The 25,621-nt window shown below is 63.2% G+C and carries 27 protein-coding genes and 1 pseudogene; 15 read left to right on the top strand and 13 right to left on the bottom strand.

The annotated features are described in order from the left end of the window. Positions 1 to 202 precede the first annotated feature (202 nt). The 4 genes from QWY74_RS00795 to QWY74_RS00780 form a co-directional block, all read right to left on the bottom strand. Positions 203 to 700: a nucleotidyltransferase family protein gene (locus tag QWY74_RS00795; RefSeq protein WP_290313560.1), complete on the bottom strand. Its 498-nt coding sequence runs from the start codon at positions 698 to 700 to the stop codon at positions 203 to 205. A 100-nt stretch (positions 701 to 800) separates the two neighbouring features. Next, complete coding sequence (locus tag QWY74_RS00790; RefSeq protein ID WP_264826692.1) at positions 801 to 1,409, bottom strand: hypothetical protein; 609 nt, start codon at positions 1,407 to 1,409, stop codon at positions 801 to 803. Positions 1,410 to 1,494: 85 nt separating this feature from the next. Then, positions 1,495 to 2,232, bottom strand: a complete 738-nt coding sequence (gene nfsA / locus QWY74_RS00785; RefSeq protein ID WP_264826693.1) for an oxygen-insensitive NADPH nitroreductase — start codon at positions 2,230 to 2,232, stop codon at positions 1,495 to 1,497. A 283-nt stretch (positions 2,233 to 2,515) separates the two neighbouring features. Further along, a complete protein-coding gene (locus QWY74_RS00780) occupies positions 2,516 to 2,638 on the bottom strand; it encodes a hypothetical protein (RefSeq protein ID WP_290313559.1) in 123 nt (40 codons plus the stop codon). On the opposite strand from QWY74_RS00780, the gene QWY74_RS00775 reads away from it, so the two are divergent. After that, positions 2,637 to 3,203, top strand: a complete 567-nt coding sequence (locus QWY74_RS00775) for an OmpW/AlkL family protein (protein ID WP_290313558.1) — start codon at positions 2,637 to 2,639, stop codon at positions 3,201 to 3,203. The two genes, QWY74_RS00780 and QWY74_RS00775, sit on opposite strands and share 2 nt — an antisense overlap. A 95-nt stretch (positions 3,204 to 3,298) precedes the next feature. On the opposite strand, the gene QWY74_RS00770 is transcribed toward QWY74_RS00775, so the two are convergent. Together QWY74_RS00770 and QWY74_RS00765 are read right to left on the bottom strand one after the other, a co-directional pair. Continuing rightward, entirely contained in the window at positions 3,299 to 3,835 is a 537-nt protein-coding gene (locus tag QWY74_RS00770) for a GNAT family N-acetyltransferase (RefSeq protein ID WP_264826695.1), read from the bottom strand. Between the two features lie 214 nt (positions 3,836 to 4,049). Further along, the gene (locus QWY74_RS00765; protein WP_264826696.1) at positions 4,050 to 4,481 is read right to left on the bottom strand and encodes a metallophosphoesterase; all 432 of its coding nucleotides are present in this window, start codon (positions 4,479 to 4,481) and stop codon (positions 4,050 to 4,052) included. 201 nt (positions 4,482 to 4,682) lie between these two features. Here QWY74_RS00765 and QWY74_RS00760 point away from each other — a divergent pair, with 201 nt between their 5' ends. The 3 genes from QWY74_RS00760 to QWY74_RS00750 all read left to right on the top strand — a co-directional run bounded on the left by QWY74_RS00760 (position 4,683) and on the right by QWY74_RS00750 (position 6,802). Further along, complete coding sequence (locus QWY74_RS00760; RefSeq protein WP_264826697.1) at positions 4,683 to 5,459, top strand: DUF1499 domain-containing protein; 777 nt, start codon at positions 4,683 to 4,685, stop codon at positions 5,457 to 5,459. Positions 5,460 to 5,542: 83 nt separating this feature from the next. Continuing rightward, on the top strand, positions 5,543 to 6,016 hold the full coding sequence (locus QWY74_RS00755) for a YbaK/EbsC family protein (protein WP_264826698.1): 474 nt from the start codon (positions 5,543 to 5,545) through the stop codon (positions 6,014 to 6,016). Between the two features lie 3 nt (positions 6,017 to 6,019). Further along, positions 6,020 to 6,802 (top strand): sulfite exporter TauE/SafE family protein, encoded by a 783-nt coding sequence (locus QWY74_RS00750; protein WP_264826699.1) that lies wholly within the window; start codon positions 6,020 to 6,022, stop codon positions 6,800 to 6,802. A 9-nt stretch (positions 6,803 to 6,811) separates the two neighbouring features. Here QWY74_RS00750 and QWY74_RS00745 read toward each other — a convergent pair whose 3' ends face one another. Continuing rightward, complete coding sequence (locus QWY74_RS00745; protein ID WP_264826700.1) at positions 6,812 to 7,162, bottom strand: hypothetical protein; 351 nt, start codon at positions 7,160 to 7,162, stop codon at positions 6,812 to 6,814. Positions 7,163 to 7,378: 216 nt separating this feature from the next. Between QWY74_RS00745 and QWY74_RS00740 the strand changes: the two genes are divergently transcribed. From QWY74_RS00740 to QWY74_RS00725, 4 genes and pseudogenes are all read left to right on the top strand, one after another. Then, complete coding sequence (locus tag QWY74_RS00740) at positions 7,379 to 7,603, top strand: DUF3820 family protein (RefSeq protein WP_264826701.1); 225 nt, start codon at positions 7,379 to 7,381, stop codon at positions 7,601 to 7,603. A gap of 64 nt (positions 7,604 to 7,667) precedes the next feature. Then, positions 7,668 to 8,465 (top strand): EAL domain-containing protein, encoded by a 798-nt coding sequence (locus QWY74_RS00735; RefSeq protein WP_264826702.1) that lies wholly within the window; start codon positions 7,668 to 7,670, stop codon positions 8,463 to 8,465. 20 nt (positions 8,466 to 8,485) lie between these two features. Continuing rightward, positions 8,486 to 8,899 (top strand): alternative ribosome rescue aminoacyl-tRNA hydrolase ArfB, encoded by a 414-nt coding sequence (gene arfB, locus QWY74_RS00730; RefSeq protein WP_264826703.1) that lies wholly within the window; start codon positions 8,486 to 8,488, stop codon positions 8,897 to 8,899. Positions 8,900 to 8,949: 50 nt separating this feature from the next. Then, positions 8,950 to 9,321: pseudogene (locus tag QWY74_RS00725) on the top strand (aquaporin); the annotation flags it as partial. Positions 9,322 to 9,328: 7 nt separating this feature from the next. Here QWY74_RS00725 and QWY74_RS00720 read toward each other — a convergent pair. Continuing rightward, positions 9,329 to 9,532 (bottom strand): CorA family divalent cation transporter, encoded by a 204-nt coding sequence (locus QWY74_RS00720; RefSeq protein ID WP_264826704.1) that lies wholly within the window; start codon positions 9,530 to 9,532, stop codon positions 9,329 to 9,331. A gap of 198 nt (positions 9,533 to 9,730) precedes the next feature. On the opposite strand from QWY74_RS00720, the gene chrA reads away from it, so the two are divergent. Beyond that, entirely contained in the window at positions 9,731 to 10,930 is a 1,200-nt protein-coding gene (chrA, locus tag QWY74_RS00715) for a chromate efflux transporter (protein WP_264826707.1), read from the top strand. Positions 10,931 to 10,953: 23 nt separating this feature from the next. Here chrA and QWY74_RS00710 read toward each other — a convergent pair whose 3' ends face one another. Further along, a complete protein-coding gene (locus tag QWY74_RS00710; RefSeq protein ID WP_264826732.1) occupies positions 10,954 to 11,667 on the bottom strand; it encodes a DUF3581 domain-containing protein in 714 nt (237 codons plus the stop codon). A 328-nt stretch (positions 11,668 to 11,995) separates the two neighbouring features. On the opposite strand from QWY74_RS00710, the gene nhaD reads away from it, so the two are divergent. Beyond that, positions 11,996 to 13,426: a sodium:proton antiporter NhaD gene (gene nhaD, locus QWY74_RS00705; RefSeq protein ID WP_264826733.1), complete on the top strand. Its 1,431-nt coding sequence runs from the start codon at positions 11,996 to 11,998 to the stop codon at positions 13,424 to 13,426. 55 nt (positions 13,427 to 13,481) lie between these two features. Here nhaD and QWY74_RS00700 read toward each other — a convergent pair whose 3' ends face one another. Continuing rightward, a complete protein-coding gene (locus tag QWY74_RS00700) occupies positions 13,482 to 14,216 on the bottom strand; it encodes a trimeric intracellular cation channel family protein (protein ID WP_264826708.1) in 735 nt (244 codons plus the stop codon). A 207-nt stretch (positions 14,217 to 14,423) separates the two neighbouring features. Here QWY74_RS00700 and QWY74_RS00695 point away from each other — a divergent pair, with 207 nt between their 5' ends. From QWY74_RS00695 to ugpC, 5 genes are all read left to right on the top strand, one after another. Further along, positions 14,424 to 14,894 carry a nodulation efficiency, NfeD-like protein gene (locus QWY74_RS00695; protein ID WP_264826709.1) on the top strand — a complete coding sequence of 157 codons (471 nt, stop codon included), beginning with the start codon at positions 14,424 to 14,426 and terminating at the stop codon, positions 14,892 to 14,894. Between the two features lie 2 nt (positions 14,895 to 14,896). After that, the gene (locus tag QWY74_RS00690) at positions 14,897 to 15,949 is read left to right on the top strand and encodes an SPFH domain-containing protein (RefSeq protein ID WP_264826710.1); all 1,053 of its coding nucleotides are present in this window, start codon (positions 14,897 to 14,899) and stop codon (positions 15,947 to 15,949) included. Between the two features lie 117 nt (positions 15,950 to 16,066). Next, complete coding sequence (malT, locus tag QWY74_RS00685; RefSeq protein WP_264826711.1) at positions 16,067 to 18,769, top strand: HTH-type transcriptional regulator MalT; 2,703 nt, start codon at positions 16,067 to 16,069, stop codon at positions 18,767 to 18,769. A 153-nt stretch (positions 18,770 to 18,922) separates the two neighbouring features. Next, positions 18,923 to 20,599 carry an alpha-amylase family glycosyl hydrolase gene (locus tag QWY74_RS00680; RefSeq protein WP_290313557.1) on the top strand — a complete coding sequence of 559 codons (1,677 nt, stop codon included), beginning with the start codon at positions 18,923 to 18,925 and terminating at the stop codon, positions 20,597 to 20,599. Then, positions 20,587 to 21,702, top strand: a complete 1,116-nt coding sequence (gene ugpC / locus QWY74_RS00675; protein ID WP_264826713.1) for a sn-glycerol-3-phosphate ABC transporter ATP-binding protein UgpC — start codon at positions 20,587 to 20,589, stop codon at positions 21,700 to 21,702. The genes QWY74_RS00680 and ugpC overlap by 13 nt, the downstream gene beginning before the upstream one ends. 66 nt (positions 21,703 to 21,768) lie before the next feature. On the opposite strand, the gene malG is transcribed toward ugpC, so the two are convergent. From malG to malE, 3 genes are read right to left on the bottom strand one after another with little or no spacing between them, the layout of a single operon-like run. Continuing rightward, entirely contained in the window at positions 21,769 to 22,659 is an 891-nt protein-coding gene (gene malG / locus QWY74_RS00670; protein WP_264826714.1) for a maltose ABC transporter permease MalG, read from the bottom strand. A 10-nt stretch (positions 22,660 to 22,669) separates the two neighbouring features. After that, positions 22,670 to 24,250 (bottom strand): maltose ABC transporter permease MalF, encoded by a 1,581-nt coding sequence (malF, locus tag QWY74_RS00665; RefSeq protein ID WP_264826715.1) that lies wholly within the window; start codon positions 24,248 to 24,250, stop codon positions 22,670 to 22,672. A 41-nt stretch (positions 24,251 to 24,291) separates the two neighbouring features. After that, positions 24,292 to 25,485, bottom strand: a complete 1,194-nt coding sequence (gene malE, locus QWY74_RS00660; protein ID WP_290313556.1) for a maltose/maltodextrin ABC transporter substrate-binding protein MalE — start codon at positions 25,483 to 25,485, stop codon at positions 24,292 to 24,294. Positions 25,486 to 25,621 lie beyond the last annotated feature (136 nt).

Raw genomic sequence — 25,621 nt, 5'->3', positions numbered from 1 at the left:
ACACGCGTGATGGCTCATCTCCCGACAGGCACCGAGCGCTTGGCCCACTGACGACACCGGGCCACGAAACCACAGCCCTGTGCAGCGTGAAAGCGCTTTCGGTGGCTACACTAGGCAAGCCAGACGCAAGAATGCCGCAGTGCAAGAATATCAGCAAACATTGCGTGCCAGGATGATGGCTCAGGAGCCATACGCGGGGAGACTAATCGCCCGCCACCCTCAGCCGTGGCCAGGTTTGCTGCCAGCCTTTTGCCTCGAGGCGATGCCTGAACGCCCGGGGCCTGGGACGCTCGGGGTTGAGGGTGATGGTGCCGGCGAAAAGAGGCTCGAGGCCAAGGGGCGCGACCAGCACCACCCTGCCCTTTGCATCCAACCTGGCGCCGATGGCGGTTTCCACTTCGACCCAGTGGCGCATGGCATCCGCCGTCGACCGATAAGAAGCGTCGTGATTGCGCTCGTGCATGCGTGCCTGGTTCTTGACCGACCACGGTAGCGCCAGACTCTCTCCCAGCCGGGCCTGGAGCTCGCGATCCCGGGCCGCGTTGGTGACCGCAGGCTCGAAGTAGATAAGGTCAAGATCATTCAGCGGCGTGGGCGCTGAAAAGTCATGCAGCCGGTCCCAGACCAGGTTGCGCACGAAGCCCGCCGCCAGGCACCAGTCCGGCAGTGCGAGGTCACGCGCCGCCTCGAGGGCGGCCATACGCCGCTCATCCTGCTGCAGCCAATCTCGGACCTGATCGGCATGCTCCCTGCCCGCTTCCGGGGGCCAGCCATCAACCGATGCAGCCGGCTTGCCGTGGCTAGACACTGCTCTCCGTACTCAACCGGCCGATCTGCTGAATGTCGTGGAGGTAGCCATCGAGCCTGGCGGCGCCCCAGGACAACAGCGCCGAGGCGTAGACCAGTGCCGTCAGCACGCCCAGGTGATTGGCCCAGGCAAGCCCCGCTCCCGGCAGCGGGTAGCCCAGCGTGAACACGCTCATGCCGCCCCAGAACAGCGCCAGCAGGCTGCAGATGATGAGACAAGTGAGGATCGGCCCGCGGGGATAGCGTGCCGGAGGCCGCGTCTTCCAGAACGGCAGGTGGGCGATGGTCAGGCCGTCACGAGCGTCCACCCGACGGCGACGCCGCAGCAGGGGCTCGAGGTACCCGCTATGCACCGCCGTCAGCACCAGCCGCGTGCTCACCGTCTGCCCGAACAAGCGCCTGACCTCCGACTCGAAGCCGGGTGACGGCTCACCCGAAGTACCTGATCCCGCCTCTTCGACCAGGGTTTTCATGTCCCGGTTAATCGGCTCAGGCCGCTCTTCCTCATCATCGAAATTGATCGCGTAATGCACGCTGTATACCTGATAGAGCGCGAACGTCACCCCGACGAAGATCAGAAAAAATGCCAGATACACCATCATGTTCACCACTCTTTAATATCCTGGGCGCCCGTTCAGCGTTCGCCACACTGTGCTCTAGACAGTATGCCATGCCCGCGGAGCCGGCTTATTTCATGTCGAAGCCGCGCTTGAGCAGGAAGTCGCGCATGTGTGGACGAACCTTGGTGCTGAACAGCGGCGTCAGGTTGTGGGACCAGTCGGTGTCCTTGTTGGCGTTGCTGCGCGCCTGATAGTAGAGCTTCATGTTGCTGTCGAAGGTGGCAACATGCGGCGCGTCTTCGGTGTAGGTATCTTCCTTGAAGACGGCCTCGACCGGCAGGCGCGGCTTGACCTCGGGCAGCTTCTCCGGATCCGGATAGCCCAGACACAGGCCGAAGACTGGAAAGACGTGGTCGGGTAATTCCAGCATCTCGCTGATGGCCTGGGGATTGTTGCGTATCCCGCCGATGTAGCAAATGCCCAGGCCCTCAGACTCCGCGGCGACGACGACATTCTGGGCCATCAGCGCGGTATCGACGCTGGCCACCAGGAACTGCTCGGTCATGCCGCGGGTCACCTCGGCGCCGGTGCGCTCGGCGGCCTCGGTGGGCCGCTTCATGTCGGCACAGAAGACCAGAAAGTCGGAGCAGCGGGCGATGTAGGGCTGGCCGCCCGCCAGCTCGGCGATCTGCTCGCGGTTGGCCGGGTTCGTTACGTGGATGACGCTGTAGGCCTGGACGTGGCTGGAGGTGGCCGCGCTCTGGCCGGCACGAATCAGCTCGAGCAGCGTCTCGTGGGGGATCTTCTGCTCGGTGAACTTGCGCACCGAACGGTGGGACTTGAGCAATTCGATGGTGGGGTTCATGCAACCTCGCTGTCGTGGTGATCCGGTGGAGTCTGTTACGCCAAGATACTTAACCCGCTTATGTTTTTCCATGCGGGACCTTCCGCGCCCTGCCACGGCCAGTCAGCGTTACCACTCGATCGGACATGACGCTACAGCACGGCCTGATGTGCCGTGAGCCTGCAAAGGCCATGAAAGCGGCGAAATCATTCGCTTTTTCGTTCATTGCTGCACTGCGACAACCTGTCTCAGGACAGCCTCCTGGGTGAGGCATACACTATTGAATGTCGGGTTTGGCGACGTCTCAAGCTTTCGCAAGATGCGCCGCCATCGGATCATTCAAGGGAGCAAGATTGATGAAAAAAGTAACCGCAGCCTCCGCTGTTTTGCTGACCATTGCCGCTGGCTTGGTGTCGTCTTCAGCCATGGCATCCTATGGAAAGGGTGACATCTACACGCGTATCGGCGTGGCCAAGGTCGACCCGAAGGATGACAACGGCAATTTCAATGCCATTGGCGTCAGCGAAGTGGATGTCGACGCCGAGCGTGGCGTGGCCTTTACCCTGGGCTATCGTTTCATGGATCAGCTCGGGGTCGAGCTACTGGCCGCGGCTCCCTTCGAGCATGATATCGCCCTGGATGGCGCCGAGGTGGCCTCCACCAAGCACCTGCCACCCACGCTGACCCTGCAGTACTACCCGATGGGCGGCAGCGACTCACCGGTCCAGCCCTATGCGGGCCTGGGGGTCAATTACACCACCTTTTCCGACGAGGCAGTGGCCGGTGGCCGCCTGGAACTCGACGATTCCTGGGGGCTGGCTGCCCAGCTCGGGGTCGACCTGCTGATCGATGACCACTGGGCCCTGAATGCCGCCGCCTGGTACCTGGACATTGATAGTGATGCCACCGCCACCATTGGCGGCAACAGTTACGACACCAAGGTCAACATTGATCCGCTGGTTGTCATGGGCGGCATCAGCTATCGATTCTGATCCTCATGGCCTGCCCCAAGGGGCGCGCCGATTCCAGAACCGGGCCTACCAGAGCCCGGTTTTTCTCTGTCTGGCGGGTGCCGATACCGTGGTATTCACCAATATAGCGGGTCATCGAAGGCTTTCACACAGACACAGTCCCCCGCCACCTCGGGCACATCTTCTTCACTGAGCGAGAGCCCCATCCAGCCTTCCGGAAAGGAGAGCTCATGGGGAGCCGGGAGCACGCTTTGCGGCAAGGGCTGAAAGCCCAGGCGTTGGTAATAGGCCGGATCACCATAGGTGGTGATGATCGCAATGCCCTCGGCCTTGAGCTGCTCGCGTGCGTGATCGACGAGAGCACGGCCGATGCCGGTTTTCTGGGCGGTGGAGCGCACCGCCAGCGGCGAGAGCAGTACGATATCCGGGCGCTCGCCGATACGCAGACGACTGAAGAACACCAGCCCCACAGGGCCGGCGTCATCCACCGCGACCCAGCCCTGCACGTCCTGCTCGGGAGTATCGCCGGTCAACTGACGCACCAGCTTGCTGACCATGCGCCCTTCCGCGGCGTTTTCCGATTCGGCGAAGACCGAGTAACACAGGTCTTCCAGTTCACTGGCCGCACACTGCCGGTAATCCACTATCTGCATGCCGTTGCCTCGCGTTGCCTGATGGTGCCCCGACATTACGTGACCCAGACAAAACGGTCGACGGTAAGCGGCTCGCCCGCAGCGAAACGGTAGGCGCAAAGCTTGCCGCCACCACTGCCGGCCACGCTGTAATCCAGGCAGATGACCTGCTCGCTGAGCGGCGCTGGATCACCGGTTAGCCAGTAGCGGCCGATGAAGATCGGCTGGCCGGATTCTAGCAGGCATGCACCACACGCAGGTCGTCGAGTTCCAGATAGACCGGAAGGGTCTTGAACCACTCGATCATGTCACGATGCTGCGGGCTGTCCTCGCCGACCTGGTGGAGAAATGCCTGGTGCTGCTGGCGGTTCTTGGCGGTATGCGGGCGCAGATATTCGCTGGGATGCTGCGGGTCCGGTGTCGCCCAGGCCACGGCATTGAATTCGTGATTACCCAGCACCGCCAGAGCGTGGCCCGCCTCGACCATGGCACGGGCGATATTCACGGTCTCGAATTGCTGCGGGCCGCGATCGACAAAGTCACCGAGAAAGATGACGCGCCGCTCGGGGTGCTGCCAGATACCGCCCCGTTTCTCGTAGCCCAGCTTGTCGAGCAAGGCCTCGAGCTCGGCGGCGTAACCGTGAATATCACCGATCAGATCAAACATGAAAAATCCCTGTAGCGTGGCATGGAAGAGCGACGCGTTTCCGTTGCGCGCCGTAATAGCTTACTCCCCGCTCCCGACCGGTGGAAACCGGCTTCCCCGGCTCGCGTATCAGGACATGCATCGCGGTGAACGGCCAGGGTCGGCAAACCGGGGGTCGGGGGCCTATGCTGGGGCTTGTGATGTCGAGCAGGAGAAGTGGCTATGTCGTCCCTGAGTTTCAAGCCTCGCCCGCGGGGTGGCCGCTGGCCGGTGATGTTTGCCTGGCTGGGTGTGTTGCTGCTGGTGGTGGCGCTGATCATGATGGCCATGGCGGGGCCGGCCTACCGCCTGGAATGGCTGTCGCTCGCCGACTCGTTCAACCTGCTGCGCAAGGGCGCTCATCTGGCCGTGGGCGCGGGAGTGCTGGGGCTGCTGACCTTCATGGTGGCTGGGTTGTGTCGCCGCTGGCGACCGGCACTGGTGGGCATGTTGGTCATCCTGACAGTGGCCGCGGCTGTCGCCCTGCCCGCCCACAAGATGCAACTGGCCCGCAGCGTGCCACCGATCCACGACATCACCACCGACATGACCGCGCCGCCGGCTTTCCAGGCCCTGGCCGAGGCGCGGCGCGAAGCACCCAATGCGCTGGCCTATCCGGGCGACGCTACCGCCGACCAGCAACGGGCCGGCTACCCGGCGCTGGGCCCCGTGATACTCGATGCCCCGCTCAGCGAGGTCATGGGCGCCGTGGAGGCCACTGTCGCCGAGCAGGGCTGGGAGGTGGCCCGGGTCTCGGCGACCCGCCTGGAGGCCACCGCCACCACCCGCTGGTTCGGCTTTGCGGATGACATCGTGGTGCGCCTCCGCGAGACCCCGGAGGGCGTGCGCGTCGACATGCGCTCCGCCTCGCGAATCGGCCGCAGCGACCTGGGCACCAATGCGTCGCGCATCCAGCGCTTCCTGGAAGCACTGCAGCAGCGCCTCGCTGGCGAAGGCTGAAGCCTGCATGTCGGGACCGGATTCGCTATCATCGTGAGCCTGTTAACCACTCACCCGGGCAGGGATGATTCAAGGAGCCGGCCATGAGCCTCGACAATGTGCGTCTTTTCCTCGCCGACAACGCCCCCGACATCGAGATCCTGCAACTCGATACCAGCACCGCCACGGTGGCCGAGGCCGCCGAGGCACACGGCGTGGCGCCGGGGCAGGTTGCCAAGACCCTGGCATTCCGCATCGGTGAACGCCCCGTTCTGATCGTCGCCGCCGGGGATACCCGCCTGGATAACCGCCGTCTGCGCGAGACCTTCCAGGGCAAGGCGCAAATGCTCGATGCCGAGGCGGTGCTGGCCCTGACCGGGCATCCGGTCGGCGGCGTCTGTCCCTTCGGGCTGACCAGCGCCGTGCCCGTCTACTGCGATGCGTCGCTCAAGGCCCACGACGAGGTGCTGCCGGCCGCCGGGACAGTTAACAGTGCCGTGCGCCTGGCACCTGAGCGACTGGCCACACTGGTCGATGCCGAATGGGTGGATGTCTGCCAGCCCCCGGCAAGCGACTGACGCATGGCCGACCTGCTGTGGTACCAGTATGCCCTGATCGGCCTGATATTCATCTGGAGCGGTTTCGTCCGTACCAGCCTGGGGTTCGGTGGTGCCGTGCTGTCGCTGCCCTTCCTGCTGCTGGTGCTTGATGAGCCGGTGGTCTTTCTACCGATCATCGCCATTCAGCTGCTGATCTTTTCAAGCTGGATCGCCTGGCGTGGCCATCGTCAGGCAAGGGCTGCCGGCAACGCTGAAGCAGGCACGGATGGCAATATCGACTGGCGCTATCTGTTCCGGGCGCTGAAGGTCATGATCGTCCCCAAGCTCGTCGGCGTGGTAGGCCTGCTGACGCTGCCGGGCGAGGTGATGACAATCATCATATTTGCCATCGTGCTCGTCTACGGCACCAGCTATCTCCTCAACAAGCCGTTTCGTAGCCGCGGCAAGCTCGTCGACGGCACCTTGCTGGGCCTGGGTGGCTATGTCAGCGGCACCTCGCTGATCGGGGCACCGCTGATCGTCGCGGTCTTTGCCAGTCATGTGGCCCGGCATCAACTGCGCGATACGCTGTTCGTGCTGTGGTTCATCCTGGTGGCGATCAAGATGGTTTCCTTCCTCATCGCCGGGGTCGACCTGCAGTTGATTCATCAGCTGTGGCTACTGCCCTGTGCCCTGCTCGGTCACCTGATGGGCGAGCGCGCCCACCGCCTGATGCTCGACGCGGGCGGCGAACGCTTCTTCCGGGTACTCGGCGGGGTGCTGATCGTGGTGAGCATAGTGGGGCTGCTCGTCGGCACCCAATGAGGCGGGCATTCAGGCGCGAGCCGCCAGGGCTCGCTGGTATTCGGCGCGATAGGCTTCGGCCTGGAGCGCCGGGTCGGCGGGCAGACGCCCCAGCTCGGCCGCCCGTTCAAAGAACCCCTCGGCCGGCAGCCCTTCACCGCGCTGACTGACCACCAGGGCCGCCAGCATGGGGCGCCCGGCTGCGACATCCTCCGCCATCAATTGCTCGAGGGCCGTGGTGACCCGCTGGATGGTCCGCGGCGGCGTCAGCCCCAGCGCCTCGGCCAACTGACGATAGGTCAGCGGCAATGCCGCTTCGGGGGCGTTCTCCAGCACCTGACGAACCCGGCCGGCCAGGTCACGCGCTTCCGGCAATGACATACGAGACTCCGTCACGATGGCCCAGCGCGCAGAACTGGCGGCCAAACTGCCCGTTGGCACCGATTACCAATGTCGTCATGCCGCCTCCTTGGATGAAATGCTCTTCCGTCAGTGCGGGCCACCGGGCCACTATTCAAGGTCGCGGATCATGACGCGACGTGACTCGACCGCCGTCTTCTCGCAAGATATCAGGATCATTCTGCCAGGAGCCTGTTCGTGAACCCCGAGGATCTGGAACGACTGTTGACCCGGCGCATGCCGTTCGGCAAGCACGCCGGCACGCTGATCGCCGATCTGCCCGGCCCCTACCTGAACTGGTTCGCCCGGGAAGGCTTCCCCGACGGCGAAATCGGCCGGCTGCTGCAACTGATGCAGGAAATCGACCATAATGGGTTGAGTAGCCTGCTGGATCCGTTACGCGGCTCACAGGGACGTGACTGACGTCGAAGCGCGACTCGGCAGACGATGCGCATGTGGGAATCCTCACCGAGGCACCAGGGCGCCGATGAAACATTGCGCACGTACCAAAGCCGGCTGCCGACGCTGCGAGGGCCAGCTGCCGTTCGATTTCAACATGGCCTTTCAGCCGATCGTCGATGTCGCGGCGGGACGCATCCACGCCTATGAGGCACTAGTGCGCGGCCCGAGCGGGGCCACCGCACGGGATATCCTCGATCGGGTCAGTCCCCTCGACCTCTACCGTTTCGACCAGGCCTGCCGCGTCAAGGCGATCGACCAGGCCAGCCACCTGGGCATGACGGCGTCTCTGTCGATCAACTTTCTGCCCAATGCCGTCTATGAGCCCGAGGCCTGCCTGGAAGCCACCCTGGAAATATCCCGCCGCCTGGGATGGCCCGCTGACAGGCTGACCTTCGAGATCGTCGAGTCGGAGGCGGTGCGCGACCGCGAGCACCTGCGCAATATCATCGCTACCTATCGAGAACACGGCTTTTGCATCGCCCTGGATGATTTCGGCAGCGGTTATGCCAATCTGGATCTCCTGGTCGAGCTGACGCCCGACAGCCTCAAGCTGGACCGCCTGATGGTCACGGCCTGTCATCGTGACCCGCGGCGCCAGACCGTGCTGGCGGCCATCCTGGGCATGGCCCGGGAGCTCGATGTCGAAGTGGTCGCCGAGGGAGTGGAACTACAGGCGGAAGCGAGCTGGCTGCTGGCTGCCGGCATTCGCTTGCAGCAGGGCTTCTATTATGGCTCCCCCTGCTTCAATGCCTTGAGCGATGTTCCGGTGGAGCGCATGGCGGCAGTTCAGCAGGCCAGCGGCCGCGACGTCGTGCCGAGTTAACCCTATACAACAGGAGGCCCATGCTTCGCTTATCCAACAGCGTGGAATTGACCGAGCAGGATATCGAGATCACCCAGGTGCGAGCTCAGGGCGCCGGGGGGCAAAACGTCAACAAGGTGGCGTCGGCCGTTCATATGAGATTCGACATTCCCGGCTCATCGCTCCCGCCCTTCTACAAGGAACGCTTGATGGCGCTGTCCGACCAGCGCATCAGCAAGGAAGGTGTGGTGGTCATCAAGGCACAGAAACACCGCACCCTGGAACTCAACAGGCAGGATGCCCTGGAGCGGTTGAGACAGCTGATTCAGGACGCCGTCAAGCAGCGCAAGACCCGCAAGCCGACCAAACCGACCAAGGGCTCGCAGCGCCGCCGAGTCGACAAGAAGGTCAACAAGGGCAAGACCAAGGCGCTGCGAGGCAAGGTGAAGCTCTAGGTTTTGGCCAGGGCTTTGGCGCCAACGGGTATGGCGAGTATTCACCGGGCGGCTATGATGTCGTCTCCGCGCTGTTGATCGAGACGATTCTGACCCTGGTCTATGTGTTCGTCATGCTGGGCGACACCGACAAGCAGGCTCCGGCCTGGGCGGCCCCGCTGGCCGCCGGCTTGTGCCTGACGATGATTTATCTGATCAGCGTGCCGATCACCAACGGCTCGATCAATCCGGCGCGCAGCACCAGTGTGGCGATGTTCGTCGGCGACTGGGCAATGGATCAGCTGTGGCTGTTCTGGACCGCTCCCCTCGGCGGCGCACTCTTGGGTGCCGTGGCCTACCGCATGGTCAGTGGCGCCTGGCAGGAAGAGGAAAGCCGGGACGCCGCGCGTGACTCCAAGAAGGACCCGGGCAGCATCGTCTAAGGGCCCATCAGAATGCCGGGCTCGCCTCTAACCAGCGCTTGGGTCGGAACATGTACAGCATGCCGGCCACCAGCGCCAGCATCATTCCCAAAAGCATGAAATAGCCATAGCGCCAGGCCAGCTCGGGCATGTGCCCAAAGTTCATGCCATTCAGCCCGGTCAGAAAACTCAGCGGCACGGAGATGGCGGTCATCACCGTGAGGATGCGCATGGTGCGGTTGAGCTGGTGGGCGGATGTCGTTGTACATCCGGGCCAGCGTCAACAGACGATCGAAACACTCAAGCACAACATTGATCGCCTGCAGGGCACGCATCATCGTCTTGTCATCTATCGGTGATAACCTGATGAGCCAAGATACGCCATGGCCTGCGGGCTGCCATCCTCATTCCTTACGGATTGACCTTCATCATGACGTCATCGCCTGAAAGCCGCCCTGTCCGGGAAGTGTTTCATGCTTTTTTGCTCCTCGGCATGACGGCCTTCGGCGGCCCGGTGGCGCACCTGGCCTACTTTCGCGAGACATTCGTCACGCGTCGCCAGTGGCTCGATGAACATGCCTATGCCGATCTGGTGGCGCTGTGTCAGTTCCTGCCCGGCCCGGCAAGCAGCCAGGTAGGCTTCGCCCTCGGAATGATGCGGGCCGGGCCGCTGGGCGGCCTGGCGGCCTGGACGGCCTTCACCCTGCCCTCTGCCCTTTTGCTGGTGCTGTTCGCCCTGGGCGCCGGCAGCCTCGACGGCGCGGTCGGCCAGGGCCTGCTGCAGGGCCTCAAGGTGGTCGCCGTGGCCATCGTCGCCCATGCCGTCTGGGGCATGGCACGCAACCTCTGTCCGGACGGAACGCGAGCCGCCATCGCCGTTGCCGCCACGCTGCTGGTCACGGCACTGGGGGGCACCGTCGGTCAGGTCGTGACCATTGTGCTCGGCGGACTGGCCGGCCTGCTGTTCTGCCGTGGCAGCACCGAGGCACGACCGCCGGTGCCGGGCATCGGCATTTCCCGCCGCGGCGGCCTGTTCTGCCTGGGCCTGTTCCTGGCGCTACTGCTGGGCCTGCCGATGCTGGCGGCGCCGGGGTCGGGCCTGGCCCTGTTGGATGCCTTCTACCGCGCCGGCGCCCTGGTATTCGGTGGCGGCCATGTCGTCTTGCCTCTGCTAGAGGCGGCGGTCGTCCAGCCCGGCTGGGTGGGTGCCGACGACTTTCTGGCCGGCTATGGGGCGGCCCAGGCGGTTCCCGGCCCGCTCTTCACCTTTTCGGCCTATCTGGGCATGGCGGCCACTACGGTGCCCGGGGGCCTGGTCGGAGCGGGAATGGCCCTGCTGGCCATCTTCCTGCCGGGCATGCTGCTGTTGATGGCGGCGCTGCCGTTCTGGAACAGCCTGCGCGAGCGCACCACCATCCAGGCACTGATGCGCGGCGCCAACGCCGCTGTGGTCGGGCTGCTGGTGGCCACCCTGTATCAGCCGGTGTGGACAAGCGCCATCCTCGGGCCCCGCGAATTCGCGCTGGCACTGGTCGGCTTCACGCTGCTGGCCGTCTGGCGACAGCCGGCCTGGATGGCCGTGCTGGTGTGCGGTCTTGGGGGGATGGCGCTCAACCTGATACCGGCCTGATGACGACCCGGCAAGGACAGCCGCTACCAGTCGGCCTCGTGGGCGGCCTTGAGCCGGTAGAATTCATCGACGATGTCGTCCATGGCCGCGGCGTCGTAATCACAGAGCCCGCTGACGACCAGTTTCTTGGCACCACTGCCAATAGCCTCGCCACCGGCGACGATGCGGAAGTCGAGCTGCACATCACCGCGCTTGCCGACCACATCCAGTGAAGAGTCCAGCAGCTCGAGGCCGGGGTCGAGCCCGTCCAGACGCTGCAGCGAGAAGCCCATACTGTCGTAGATGACCAGCGGCCGGCGCGGGTTGAACATCACGCCCCGCTCTTCCATCAGCGGCTTGAGGTAGTGCGGGAAGTTCTTGCCTGAAAACGCCACATAGCAGCGAGTGAAGGCCTCCACGACGGCCTCGTCGTGAGTGACTTCGCCTTCGCGATATACTTCGAGATAGCATTTGCCGGCTTCATCCTGGACCCGGATCACGCCATCCGAGCCTTCGCTGAAAGTCAGCGGCACGCTGTCACCGACCATGCTCAAGAAGCGAAAGGTCATCTTCTGGGAAAGCCCGAAGCGTGCCAGTACCAGCGCGAACAGCAGATCCCCGGGTACGCAGAAGCGTCGCGCATCCGCATTGTGAATGGGGTTGTAGTCACCGGCCACACGCTTGGCGAAGCGACTCGCCTGATCGGCGGTTATGCAAAGATGCGAGTCCGTGCGCGAGTGATAATCGTCGAGAAACATGCGTCGAAGTCTGCCTGTGTCATGGGCGTTACAGAAGCCTTCCGGCATCCCCGCCGGAAAGGGCAGATGATGCCATAAAATTCCGGTCGGGGGTGGCCGTGCCGGACTTTGCTCGTGAGGCGGCATCGCAACGAGTGCCGGCATGTTACTGCACCCTACAAAAGAGGCAGCCTGAACCACCGTATCAACGCTTGCAAAATGGTAAGATTCACCAGATTTCTTCGCCTATTCTTCCGACTTTTTATAAATCAGGTTAATGATGATGCTGCAAAGCTTCTGCCGCCCCGCACACCGGTCCCGACGTGGTCCGCTTCTCTCCCTCCGATTAATGCTGGCCTGCGTGGCACTGCTGACCCTGTTGCCGATGGCGCCCGCCATCGCGGCCACGGGTGAACTCGATCTGACCGGTTCCTTTGTCGGCTTTCTCGCCGTCGCGGTCTTCGTGCTGGCCTACTCCCTGGTCATGGCCGAAGAAAAGCTGCACATGCGCAAGTCCAAGCCGGTGCTGGTGGCGGCCGGCATCATCTGGGGCCTGATCGGCTGGGTCTACGTCAAGGCCGGCATGCCCAGCGAATCGGAACATGCCTTTCGTGTGACACTGCTCGAGTTCACCGAACTGATGCTCTTCCTGCTGGTGGCGATGACCTACATCAACGCCATGGAAGAGCGCAATGTCTTCGATGCCCTGCGCTCCTGGATGGTTCGCAAGGGCTTCAGCTACCGCATGCTGTTCTGGCTGACCGGGGTGCTGGCCTTTGTCATCTCGCCGATCGCCGACAACCTGACGACGGCCCTGCTGATGTGCGCCGTGGTCACCAAGGTGGCCGAGGGCGACAAGCGATTCATCAATCTGGCTTGTGTGAACATCGTCGTGGCGGCCAATGCCGGTGGCGCCTTCAGCCCCTTCGGCGATATCACCACCCTGATGGTCTGGCAGGCCGGCCTGGTGCACTTCCAGGAGTTCTTCGCACTGCTGCTGCCGTCCCTGGTCAACTTCCTGATCCCCGCCGTGGTGATGACCTTCTTCATCCGGAACCGCAAGCCGGCCAGTGTCGAGGAAGACATCTGGCTCAAGCGTGGCGCGCGACGCATTATCGCCCTGTTTCTGCTGACCGTAGCCACGGCAGTGGCCTGCCACACCCTGCTGCATCTGCCACCGGTACTGGGCATGATGACCGGCCTGGGCTACCTGCAGTTCTTCGGTTACTACCTGCGCCAGAGCCTGCCGCGCTCGCTGGAGCGCAAGCGCAGCCGCTACACCCAGCGCGGTGACTGGAAAAAGCTCCAGCAACTGGGCAGCGTGGTGCCCTTTGATGTCTTCAACCGTGTGGCACGTGCCGAGTGGGATACGCTGCTGTTCTTCTACGGGGTCGTGATGTGTGTCGGTGGCCTGGGCTTCATGGGTTACCTGGGGCTGCTGTCCGATGTGCTCTACACCCAGTGGGATGCCACCTGGGCCAATGTGGCCCTGGGCGTGATCTCGGCGGTGGTCGACAACATCCCGGTGATGTTCGCGGTGCTGACCATGGAACCCGACATGTCACATGGTCACTGGCTGCTGATCACTCTAACGGCCGGGGTCGGCGGCAGCCTGCTGTCGGTGGGCTCGGCCGCCGGCGTGGCGCTGATGGGCCAGGCCCGCGGCAATTACACCTTCCTGGGTCACCTGCGCTGGAGCCCGGTGATCGCGCTTGGCTACATCGCCAGCATCATGGCCCACCTGTGGATCAACGCTGATACCTTCACGGTTTTAGGCTGATGCCACTACCCGCCCGGCGCACCGCGCCGGGCGATATGCCATGACGGCAGCGCTATCATGCCCGATCCTTGCGGCGTGCCGTGCGTTCGGGCGGCAGAAGTCTGACTCTGGCCTTGGGACGCTGGGGCGCCGCCGGTGTCTCGCCCTCCCCCGTGGGCGGGGCCGGGCGCTCGACCTCGACCCAGGCAAAGACCGGCAAAGCCAAGCGCCAGCGAATCGCCGCCAGACGCAGCCCAAGGGTGGTCATCAGGCCGGCGCCGATGGAGACAAACAACGAGGTCTCCAGGGCCTGAAGGCCCACCAGAACCATCCCGCCGGCAATCGACGCCGTGGCATAGATCTCCTGGCGCAGCACCATGGGCACCCGCCGCGCCAGCACATCGCGCATCATGCCGCCGGCCACCCCGGTCAGCAGCCCCATCAGCACCGCCACGACGCCAGAGGTCTCGAGCAGGAGTGCCTTGTGGGCGCCGATGACTGTGAACAGGGCCAGGCCGAAGGCATCCGCCACCGGTAGAAATACCCGCGACAGGCGGTGAATGTAATGAAAACCCAAGATGGACAGTCCCACCGTGGCCAGCACCACCCACAGGTAGACCGGATCCTCGACCCAGAAGACCGGCCGAACCCCAAGCACCAGATCACGCAGGGTGCCACCTCCGATACCCGTCATGGCCGCCAGAACCAGCATGCCGAAGGGGTCCATGCGCGAACGACAGGCGAGAATCACCCCGGAGAGGGCGAAGACGATCACCCCCATCATATCCAGCCAGTAGATCACGCCCGTCACCTGCTACCTCCATTCTGTCGTTTCATGCTGTTGTCTCTCCTGTCGGGATTGCGTCTCCGCCCCGCTGCCCGTTGCCGTTGAGCGGTGGGACCGACGACCGGCTATCGGCGGGACGATGACAATGACGCTTCATGCCCGCATTATATAGCAGGATCGAAAGGCCCTGCCGGGAAAGCCCCGGAGTGCCGCGTCAGCCACGGAGAGATCATGGACTGGAACCCTGCGTATACCTGGCTGGTCGTTGCCCTGCTGCTGGGGCTGGCCGAGCTGACATCCGGCGCCTTGCTGTTGCTGGCGCTGGGCCTGGCCGCTGCCCTGACCGCCGGGGTTGCCGCGCTGGGCCTTGACCTGGCCTGGCAACTGCTGACCATGGGCGCCTTTTCCGGCATTCTGCTGCCGGTGACGATCTGGCGGATCCGCCCCTGGTTCTCACCCGCCGGGGTGGCCTACGGCACCACCGGTACCGGGGTGGAACAGGGCTCGACGTACCGCGTCATCCAGCGTGATTTCGATGGCGCGCTGGGCATCAAGGTTAATGGTGACTTCTACCGGGTGCGCCTCGCCACATCGGTGGACGCCACGGGCACACCGCCCCTGCAAGCTGATACCCTTGTCACCTTCAAGGAGTTCGATGGCACGACCGCCGTCGTCTCGCTCTCCGACCACAAGGAAACCTGACCATGGATTTACCCGTCAGCCCCGGGCTGATTCTCAGCCTGCTCATCGTCGTCATCGGCATCGTGATCGTCATCAAGGGCCTGGTGGTGGTCCGACAATCGGAGGTCATGGTCATCGAGCGGCTGGGGTCGTTCAATCGCCTGCTGGAGAGTGGCATCAATATCATCATTCCGTTCATCGAGCAGCCACGCGCCATCACCATGATTCGTTATCGCAAGGCGGGTGACGAGTACCTGGCGATCACCAGCGACGAGACACGCATCGATCGCCGCGAAACCGTCATGGATTTCCCCGGCCAGCCGGTGGTGACCACCGACAACGTCACGGTGACCATCAATGGCGCCCTTTATTACCAGATCATCGACCCCAAGCGGGCGGTCTACGAGGTCGAGAACATGAGCCAAGCGGTGGAGGTGCTGGCCAAGACCACCCTGCGCTCGGTGGTCGGCAAGATGGAACTCGACAAGCTGTTCGAGTCACGTGCCGAGGTCAACAACGAGATCCAGGCCGCCATGGAAGAAGCCGCCTCCAAGTGGGGCGTGAAGATCTCGCGGGTCGAGGTGCAGGATATCGCCATGCCCGAGGAAGTCGAGTCGGCCATGCGCCTGCAGATGGCCGCCGAACGCAAGCGCCGCGCCACCGTTACCGAGGCCGAAGGCGAGAAATCCGCGGCCATCGCCACCGCTCAGGGCCAGCGCGAATCCGCGATTCTCAACGCCGAGGGCGACAAGGAATCCGCCATTCTGCGCGCCCAGGGCGAGCAGGAATCGATCAAGCTGGTGCTCAACGCCCTCGGCGACAGCGAGGACAACAAGCAGACGGTGGTCGGCTATCTGCTCGGCCAGAGCTACATCAAGGTACTGCCCAAGATGGCCCAGGAAGGCGAGCGCGTCTTCGTGCCCTACGAATCCTCCGCCCTGCTGGGCTCCATGGGCATGTTCCGCGAACTGGCCGGCTCACCGGAAGACGCCGTGGCCTCGCACCTCGGCGCCGGCGGCGACCGAGCCCCCTTGCGCAGCGGCATGGTGGGCGGCGCCGCCGGCTCCAATGGCTGACCGACCGCTGGGGCTCTCAGCGGGCACCCGGGCGCCTGAGACCTTGGTCGCAGAAGGCGCTCCCTAGTAGCATATCTCCGGCATAATTCGTCAAGCCTCACTCGCCAGGGATGGTCCATGCCACTGATACCGGAGAAACTCTCGCTACCGACACTGCCCTTGTCCCTGGTGGCACGCCCTCGCCTCAACCATCATTTTGCCCTGGCCGAGCACATCCGGGTGCTGTTGATCGAAGCCCCCTCCGGTTACGGCAAAAGCTGCCTGGTGGCCGAGCGTCTGCCCTGTCTGGAGCAACCGGCGGCATGGCTGCGCCTGGATGCCCGAGATGACGACCCCGACCGTTTTGCGATGTATTTCGGGGCCGCACTGGAAACGCTTTGCCGGGACCAGCTCGACCTGACCCTGCCAACGCGTGACAAGCCTGCGACACTCGATGAGAGCATCGAGGAGTGGCTTGCCCTGTTGCCCGCCCGGGCCACCTCCTGTCGCCTGGTGCTCGACGCTGCCGAACACCTGCAGCACCCGACCATCCTTGAGGCTTTGACACATTGGCTGCGCCACCAGCCTGGATGGCTGACGCTGACCCTCGTGTCACGTTCCCAACCCCGTATCGGTCTGCCCGCTCTGCGCATGAGGGGGGAACTGGAGGAGATCGGCACTGCAGCACTGGCCATGAGTGACGAGGAAGCCGAGACCCTGTTCGCCGAGCAGCTGAGCATTCCTCCTTCACGGGTCAGCCTCGAGCGGGCCGTGCGTCTCACCGAAGGCTGGCCACTGGCATTGAGCTGGCTGGTGGAACGCACCAGCAGTCGCGCCGGGTTCGACACCCTGCTGGATAAGCTCTGCGGGGCCCACCCGGATTTCGTTGCCTGGTTCGATGACCTGCTGGCCGACTGCCTCGACACTGCCGGTCGCGAGCTGCTGCTGCAACTCGGCGTGCTCGAACGCTTTTCCCCACAGCTAGTGGCTCGGTTGCTTGACGATGGGGGCGTATCGCAGCGCCTGGAGACACTGGAGCACAAAGGGCTCTTCCTGCAACGTCTCGATCCGCACGATCAATGGCGACGCTTTCACCCGCTGTTTGCCGACTACCTTCGATACCGCCAGCATGAGCTCAGCCAGCACAGCCAACGCCAGTTGCACCATCGTGCCAGCCAGGCCTGGTTGGCCATGGGGGACGCGGCCATGTCGGTGGCTCAGGCCATCCAGGCGGAAGATGCCGAAGCCCTGGCAAAGCTGATCGAGAGCCAGGCGCCTCACCTCTTGTCTCAGGGCCACTTTGCCTTGCTAGCCAGTGGCCTGGCCATGCTTGGCGAAACCCGGGTCAGTGCTTCTCCGTACCTGACTCTTGTCCACGGCTGGGTGTCCCATGCGCAGTATCAATTCGACCGTACCGGCCAGGCGATCATGTGGATCGAGGCCCAGCTGGATGATCCCGAATGGCAAGTTTTGACAGCCGAGTTCGCCACCCTGCGGGCACAGCTGGCCATCAATCGGGGCGATGCCGAACAGGCCGCGCCCCTGGCGGAACAAGCCCTGCAGCTACCGGCGCACTATATTGCCGCCACCCCGGTATCGGCCAGTGCCATCCTGTGCGAATCCCGCTTTGTGCAAGGCCACCTGGAGGACTCCCTGAAGCGAACGCATGACGTCGAAAGGCAGGCCCTGCAGATCGAGGACGATCAGCTGATGCTCTGGGCCCTGTGCCACCATTCCGAAACGCTGGTGGCTCAGGGCCGGCTCCAGGCCGCTTTTGATATCCAGGAACGCGCCTTTGCTCATCTGGAGCACAGTGGCCTCGAGACCCTGCCCATAGCCGAGTTCCTGTATCGCATCCGCAGCCAACTGCTCTGGGAATGGCACCGCCTGGACGAAGCCGAACATGCGGCTCTGGCCGGCATCGCCTTACTGGACCAGCGCGGCGAGCGCTGGACCCTGCAATGCCATGTCAGCCTGGCCAAGATTGCCCTGTCTCGCGGCGACCGGACACAGTCGTCGGACCATGTGCGACGCTTGCGTAAAATACTCGCCGAGGGCGACTACCATATCGATTGGCGCGCCAACGCGCATGCCACGCTGCTGACCTGGTGGCAGACCAACGGGGACCTGGAGTCGGTGGCACGCTGGTTACGGGAGGCGCCGCCTGCCGAGCCCCACGCAGCCAGCAACCATTTTGTGCAGGCGAACGTACGCAATCATGCACGTGCCCTGATGATGCTGGATTCCCCGGATCAGGCACGCGAGCTGCTTCACGCCCTGGAGGTACAGACCGAACGCTTCGGACTGGTCACCGACGCCAACCGTAACCAGCTCTGCCTGGCGGCCCTCGAGTGGCAATGCCAGCGCCGGGAAGCGGCCCTCGGGCACATGCATCAGGCCCTTGAGCTGGCATCACGCACCGCCTTGACCGGCAGTTTCCTGCGGTTGGGCAAGCCACTGACTGAGATGTTGCCCCTGGTGCTCGAGCAGGCACCCCTCGACGACATCACCCGGGGGCGCGCCGAGCGTCTCATCGAGCTGGTCCACCGACAGCGGGACTTCGGCCGTGCCGTGCGCCTGATGCTGGACGAGCGCGTGATCAATGACATCATATCGCGGTCCGACGTCCCCGAGCTCATTCGCACCTCGCCACTGACACGGCGCGAGTGGCAGATCCTTGGACTGATACATGCCGGCTTGTCGAACGAGCAGATCGCCGAGCAGCTGAGCGTCGCACCTACGACCATCAAAACGCATATACGCAGTCTCTATCAGAAGCAGAACATCCGCCATCGCCGTGAAGCGATCGAGCTGGCCTCGGACCTCATGGCACGCCTCTAGCCCCCACTGACTGCGCTCATCCCCTTGTCTACGCCCGGTCGAGACGCAACAGGAGGATCTTTCCTGACGACGAGGGCGCCATCATGTCAGCGATCCTAGCGGTGTGGCCGGTCGTCGACCGCCACGCCGGCCCACACGACAGGGAATACTGGAATGAGCTCAAGAGATTCCGCATACATCGGCCGGCAGGGCAACGACTGGTGGCGCGGTGCCGTTATCTATCAGATTTATCCACGCAGCTTCATGGACACCGGCCAGAGTGGCACCGGTGACCTGCAGGGCGTGATCGACCGGCTGGACTACATCGCCTCCCTGAATGTCGATGCCATCTGGCTCTCTCCTTTCTTCACCTCGCCCATGAAGGACTTTGGTTACGACATCAGTGACTACCGCGGCGTGGACCCCATGTTCGGCAGCCTGGAGGATTTTGACCGTCTACTCGACGCGGCTCATGCGAGGGGCTTGAAGGTCACCATCGACCAGGTACTGTCACACAGCTCCGACCAGCACCCCTGGTTCGCGGAAAGCCGTCAAAGTCGCGACAATCCTCGGGCGGACTGGTACGTCTGGGCCGACCCCCGCCCGGATGGCACGCCGCCGACCAACTGGCAAGCCATCTTCGGCGGTCCGGCCTGGCAATGGGATACGCAGCGCTGCCAATACTATCTGCATAACTTTCTCCCCTCGCAGCCCGACCTGAACTTCCGCAATCCGGAAGTCGTCGACGCGATTCTCGACGAGGTGCGCTTCTGGCTGGACCGCGGAGTGGACGGCTTCCGACTGGATGCCATCAACTTCTGTACGCATGGCAAGCTCGAGGACAATCCTCCTCGGCAGGATATCGCGTCCGGCTTTCTGGGCGTGCGTCCCGACAACCCCTATGGGTTCCAGGAGCATCTCCACGACAAGACTCAGCCCGAGAACCTGGATTTCCTGGAACGCCTGCGGGCACTGCTCGATGAATACCCGGAAACCACCAGTGTCGGTGAAGTCGGTGATGATGATTCCCTCGGAGTCATGGCCGCTTACACGCAGGGCAATAAGCGCCTTCACATGGCGTATTCCTTTGATTTGCTGAGCGAGCGTCATGACCCCGACTTTCTGGTCAACACCCTGCGCGAAATGGAAGCGCGCATCGGTGACGGCTGGCCCTGCTGGGCGCTGGGCAACCATGACGTCACCCGTCTGGCGACCCGGTGGAATGCCGAGCACCAGCCAGCCAAACAACGCCTGCACCTGGCCTTTCTGCTGACCCAGCGCGGCAGTGTCTGCCTGTACCAGGGCGAGGAGCTGGGTCTGACCGAGGCCGAGTTGACCTTCGACCAACTGGTCGACCCGGCGGGCATCAATTTCTGGCCCGCCTACAAGGGACGCGATGGCTGCCGAACACCCATGCCCTGGCGGAGCGATGCTCCTTACTGTGGATTTACCACGGCTTCGCCCTGGCTACCGATTCCCGACGCGCATCGAGAACTGGCCGTCGATCGACAGGAGCAGGACAGCGAATCGCTGCTCAATTCACTGCGTGAACTGTTGGCCTTTCGCCGTACGCTGCCGGTCCTGCAACAAGGCGACATTCATTACCATGACGTGCATCAGGATGTGATCTGCCTGGAACGCGAGCTCTCGGGGTCGCGAATACTGGTCGCCCTCAACTTCTCCGATGGCCCCCGTCAATTGCCGGCCCCCGCCGCTGCCCGGGCCATCCCCTCTGCACCCGCAATGATCAATGGACAGTGGCACAACGGTCAGCTGGAGCTGCCCGCCCATGGTATCGCCATGGCCACCTGCCCGCCCCTGGATGAGGAGGCTGCCGAATGGGACATTTGAATCTGCAAGGCATCGGCAAGGAATTCGATGGTGTCGAGGTCTCACGCGACATTGACCTGACCATCGAGGATGGCGAGTTCGTGGTCTTTGTCGGCCCGTCCGGGTGCGGAAAATCGACGCTGCTGCGCATGATCGCGGGCCTCGAAACCATTTCCGAGGGCGAGATGAGCCTCGACGGCGAGCGCATCAACGATATACCACCGCAGGAGCGGGACATCGGCATGGTCTTCCAGTCGTACGCCCTCTACCCCCACCTGACCGTGGCCGAGAACATGGCATTCGGGCTCAAACTGGCTCGGGTCTCCAAGAGCGAGATCAAGGAGCGGGTCCAGGCCGCCTCGGATATTCTGCACCTCAACGAGCTGCTCGAGCGCAAGCCCAAGGACCTTTCCGGCGGGCAACGCCAGCGCGTGGCCATCGGCCGTACCCTGGTCAAGGAGCCGGCGGTCTTTCTGTTCGATGAACCCTTGTCCAACCTTGATGCGGCACTGCGTGTCGACATGCGCGTCCAGATCGCCGAGCTGCACAAGCGGCTGGGTGCGACCATGATCTACGTCACTCATGACCAGGTCGAAGCCATGACCCTGGCCGACCGGATCGTGTTGCTGTCTGGTGGCCGCATCGCTCAGGTCGGCGCTCCACTGTCACTCTACCACTTCCCGCGAACCCTCGAGGTCGCCGAGTTTATCGGCTCGCCGCGTATCAACACCCTGGAGGTGACCGTGAGCGAACCCGGCAGCGACCGGACGCTGGTCCGGCTGCCCAATGGTGAGCCGTTGCAGGTGCATGTCGACGGCTCTCGGTTGAACACCGGGGACACCGCCACCCTGGGAGTGAGGGCCGAAGACTTCGTGCCTGGCGAAGATGCCGAAGCTGTGCTGGAGGCGAGACTGCTGGTGGCCGAGAAGCTGGGATACGAAACCCTGGCACACCTGACGGTCGAGGGCATCACGAACACTCTGACCCAGCGGCTCGGGGGTCTGACACCGCTCGAGGATGGACAGTGGATCACGCTTGGCCTGGACGGCCGCCATTGCCACCTTTTCGACCAGGCCGGCGCCGCCTGCCCTCGCAACGCCGAGATCCCCGGCGTCCCCAACTGAGCGACCTGCGCTCAGCAAGGCACAGCGCCCCAGTTCCGGGCGCTGTGCCCCTTCCATCAGGGCGACTCAGCCCTTGACACCTCCTGACGTCAGTCCACCCACGATCCAGCGCTGGCACAGCAGGAACACCAGCGTGATCGGCAAGCCCGAGAGCACGGCCGCCGCTGCAAAGTCACCCCAGCGCTGATTGTGATCCGCCAGATACTGCTGCGCCCCGACGGCCAGGGTCAGCTTGTCTTCATCCAGCAGCAGCACTGACGCCATGGGGTATTCCATGATCGACATGATGAAGGCCAGGATGAAGACCACCACCAGTATCGGCACCGACAACGGCAACAGAATATGCCAGAACGCCTGCCAGGTACTGGCCCCATCCACCATGGCGGCTTCCTCAAGCGAGCCATCGATGGACTCGAAGTAGCCCTTGATGGTCCAGATGTGCAGAGCGACAGCCCCGAGTGATGCCAGTACCAGGGCCCCATGAGTGTTGATGCCAAGCCAGGGCACCAGCTCACCCAGACGGTCGAAGAGCGCATACAGAGCCACCAGCGACAGGACGGCCGGGAACATCTGAAAGATCAGCATGCCATTGAGAATCGGCGCCTTGCCCTTGAAGCGCATGCGCGCAAAGGCGTAGGCACTGGTCGTCGACAACGCCAGAATCATCAGCGAGGACACCGTCGCCACCTTCACGGAATTCCAGAGCCACAGCAGGACCGGAAAGGGCGGCTGGACCACCGTGCCATCCGCGCGTTCCCAGGGAATCCCGAAGGCCAGCGCCCAGTGCTCAAGTGAGAACCGTTCGGGTATCAGGCTGCCGCTGGCAAAGTTTCCCTCTCGAAATGAGATGGAGATGACCAGCAGCAGGGGAAACACCACCAGGGAAACGAACCCCAGCAGTGCCAGATGAGCGCCAAACTTGCGGAGGCGTATCGAACGCGGTTGAACCATGGGCATGAATCTTCTCCTAGACCTTGACCCGAGTGAGGCGCAGGTTGAGCCAGGAAAGCGCGGCCACCAGCACAAAGATGAGGGTCGCGATGGCGGCTGCCAGGCCGAATTGCTGCCCGGAATCCTGGAAAGCAATGCGATAGGTGTAACTCACCAGCAGGTCGGTCGTGCCCGCCGGTGTGCTCGCTCCCAGAATATCCGGAGCGCCGCCAGTCAGCAGGGCAATCAGCACGAAGTTGTTGAAGTTGAAGGCAAAGGCCGCAATCAACAGAGGCGTCAACGGCTTGATGATCAGGGGCAGGGTGATCTTCATCATGTTGGTGATGGCACCGCCGCCGTCGATCGCCGAGGCCTCGTAGAGATCCTGCGGAATCGACTGGATCAAGCCCATGCAAAGCAGCAACATGTAGGGATAGCCCAGCCAGGTATTGACGATCAACAGCATCGCCCTGGCCAGCGCGGGGTCCGTGAACCAATCCGGGCTGATGCCGAACAGGCTCTCGAGAATCAGGTTGATCTCCCCGTAATGCTGATTGAACATCCCCTTGAAGATCAGAATCGAGATAAAGGCGGGCACCGCATAGGGCAGAATCAGCAGAGTGCGGTAGACAGCCTTGCCGCGCAACTGCTCCCACTGCAGCAAGGTGGCCAGCACAAAGCCCACCGCCAGCGTGAATACCACCGTCAGACCGGCAAACACGAAGGTCCAGACAAAGATCTGCAGGAAGGGCCCCCGGATATCCGGATCGGCGAAGATCCGGGTGTAGTTTTCCATTCCCACCGGCACCGGCCAGCCAGGCGTCAGCTTTTCGCCCTCGGCGTTACGAAAGAATCCCGTATCCTGATCCGGCGTGAGCCGGCCACCATCGCGGAGATCCGTCAGTGAGCCGTCGGCATTTTGCTCGTATCGCGGCAATATGGGCGCGAACTGGCGCAGCCCTACCATGCTCAGTTGCGTGCCCGACGCGGTTTGCAGCGAAAGTGTCTGCAGCAGCTCGCGATGCGCAATCACCTCGCGCATCGGCAGGGCTCGTGTGGCCGGCGCATCCGCCACCTGCTTGACACTCAGCTGGCGGGGCACTGATTCGGCCGACAACGCAAAGGGCTCGGAAAGCAAGGCCCCGGTAGCGCTATCCCCCTCGGCCGTCTCGCTCTCCAGGTAGAGCCTGGCTTTCTCGCCTTCAGCATAAAGCGTGAAGCGAAAGCCCTGGCCTTCGGCACGATAGGTCTGATCAAGCAGCTGCTCTCGAACACGCTCCTCGCTCAGCAGGTTGCTGGAACTGTAGTTCGTGAAGCTGATGCCCACGGTGTAGAGCAACGGAAAGATCAGGAATACGCCCATTCCCGCCAGGGCCGGGAAGATATAGCGATGGCTCATCAAGTGCCGCTTGCTGAACACCACGGCCATGGAGGCGCCCAGGACAAGAAAGAGCAGAGCAAACATCCACTGACCGCGAAGGTGAAATGCCAGCACCAGCCAGAGGATCGCCAGCACCATGAGGGCAACGAGCGTTCGCATTATCCATCGGGTATAGCGTTCGGCGAGATAGCGCGAACGATGTCGTGGCAAACCACGGGATGCATTGGGCGTATACATTACCGGCTCCTGGCCAATCCAGCCGAGTCAGGCATTCAAGGTTACTGGGTAGCGTTGCGAATACGCTCGGCGGCGGCATCCAATGCGGCCTCGGGCGCCTGACGGCCACTGCCGATGTTCTGCATGGCTGGCTCCATGGCAGACCAGAAGGCCCCCATCTCGGGAATGTTGGGCATGGGCACACCGACCTCGGCGTTGGCGAGGGTCGCCTTGATACGCGGGTTGGACTCCAGGTCGGATTGATACGCCTTGTGCGCCACGGCGCCCAGCGAGCCATCCGAGTTGAAGGTCCTCAGGCCACTTTCATTGAGCAGGTAGTTCTCCAGGAACTCCGTTGCCAGCAGGCCGTTGGGCGAGGCAGTGTTGAGCATCGCCGTCATGACCCCGAACATGGGCTTGGCTCGCTTTTCCCCGACCCTGGGCAGCAGGGCCACGCCGAAGTCGATGCCACTCTGCTCGAGGTTGTTCCAGGCCCAGGGACCGCTGATCATGGTTGCCACCTCGCCCTTGTTGAAACGCGAGTCCATGGCGCTGTAGTTGGTCCCTTCCGGCACCACCTCACTGGCGATCAACTCACGCAGCTGCCTGGCCCCTTCCAGCGCCCCGTCATTGTTGACCCCGATATCCGCGACATCATAGCCGTCCTCGGTGGCCTTGAAGGGATAGCCACCATTGGCGGCCAGGAACGGCCAGCTGTAGTAGGGCTCACCATAGTCGAACAGGAAGGCTTTCTTGCCCTCCTTCTGCAGCTCCTCGTCCAGGCTGGCCAGTTCCGCCAGACTCTGGGGCGGCTCTTCCACCAGGTCCTTGTTGTAAATAAGCCCTACGGACTCGACCGACACCGGGTAGCCATAGGTATCGCCCTGCCACTGGGTAGCGTCCCAGGTGAAGTCGAAGTAGCGCTTCCGGAACTCCTCGGAAGGTGACAGCTGCTTGACCAGACCACTCTGCGCCCATTCACCCAGGCGATCATGCGCCCAGATGACGATATCCGGCCCCTGACCGCTGCCTGCCGCCTGCTGGAAACGGTTGGTCAGGTCATCGGGGTTGACGACCTCTACCTCGATGCCGGTGTCCTCCGTGAAGCGTTCCGCCACGGAGCGAATACCCTCCGGCCCCTTGTTGTCTCCCATCCAGATGGTCAGGGCGTCGTCCTCGAAGGCCAGGGCCGACGAACAGGCACCGGCTGTCAGGGTGGTGATCAGAAGTGGTGTCAGAAAAGCTGGGCGTTGCATCATGTCGATCCTCATTGTTGTTGTGCTGCATCCGGGCGCCGAGGCCCCTGGCCCCGAGCGCCCATAAAAATGGTCACCACGCAGGATCTCGAACCCTGGCGCTCGGCACCTCATCCCCTCGAGCGTGATGATGTGG

Source organism: Halomonas almeriensis (assembly GCF_030409235.1).
GTDB lineage: Bacteria > Pseudomonadota > Gammaproteobacteria > Pseudomonadales > Halomonadaceae > Halomonas > Halomonas almeriensis.
Note: the sequence above shows the minus strand (reverse complement) of the source record. Positions and strands in the feature narration are given on the sequence as shown.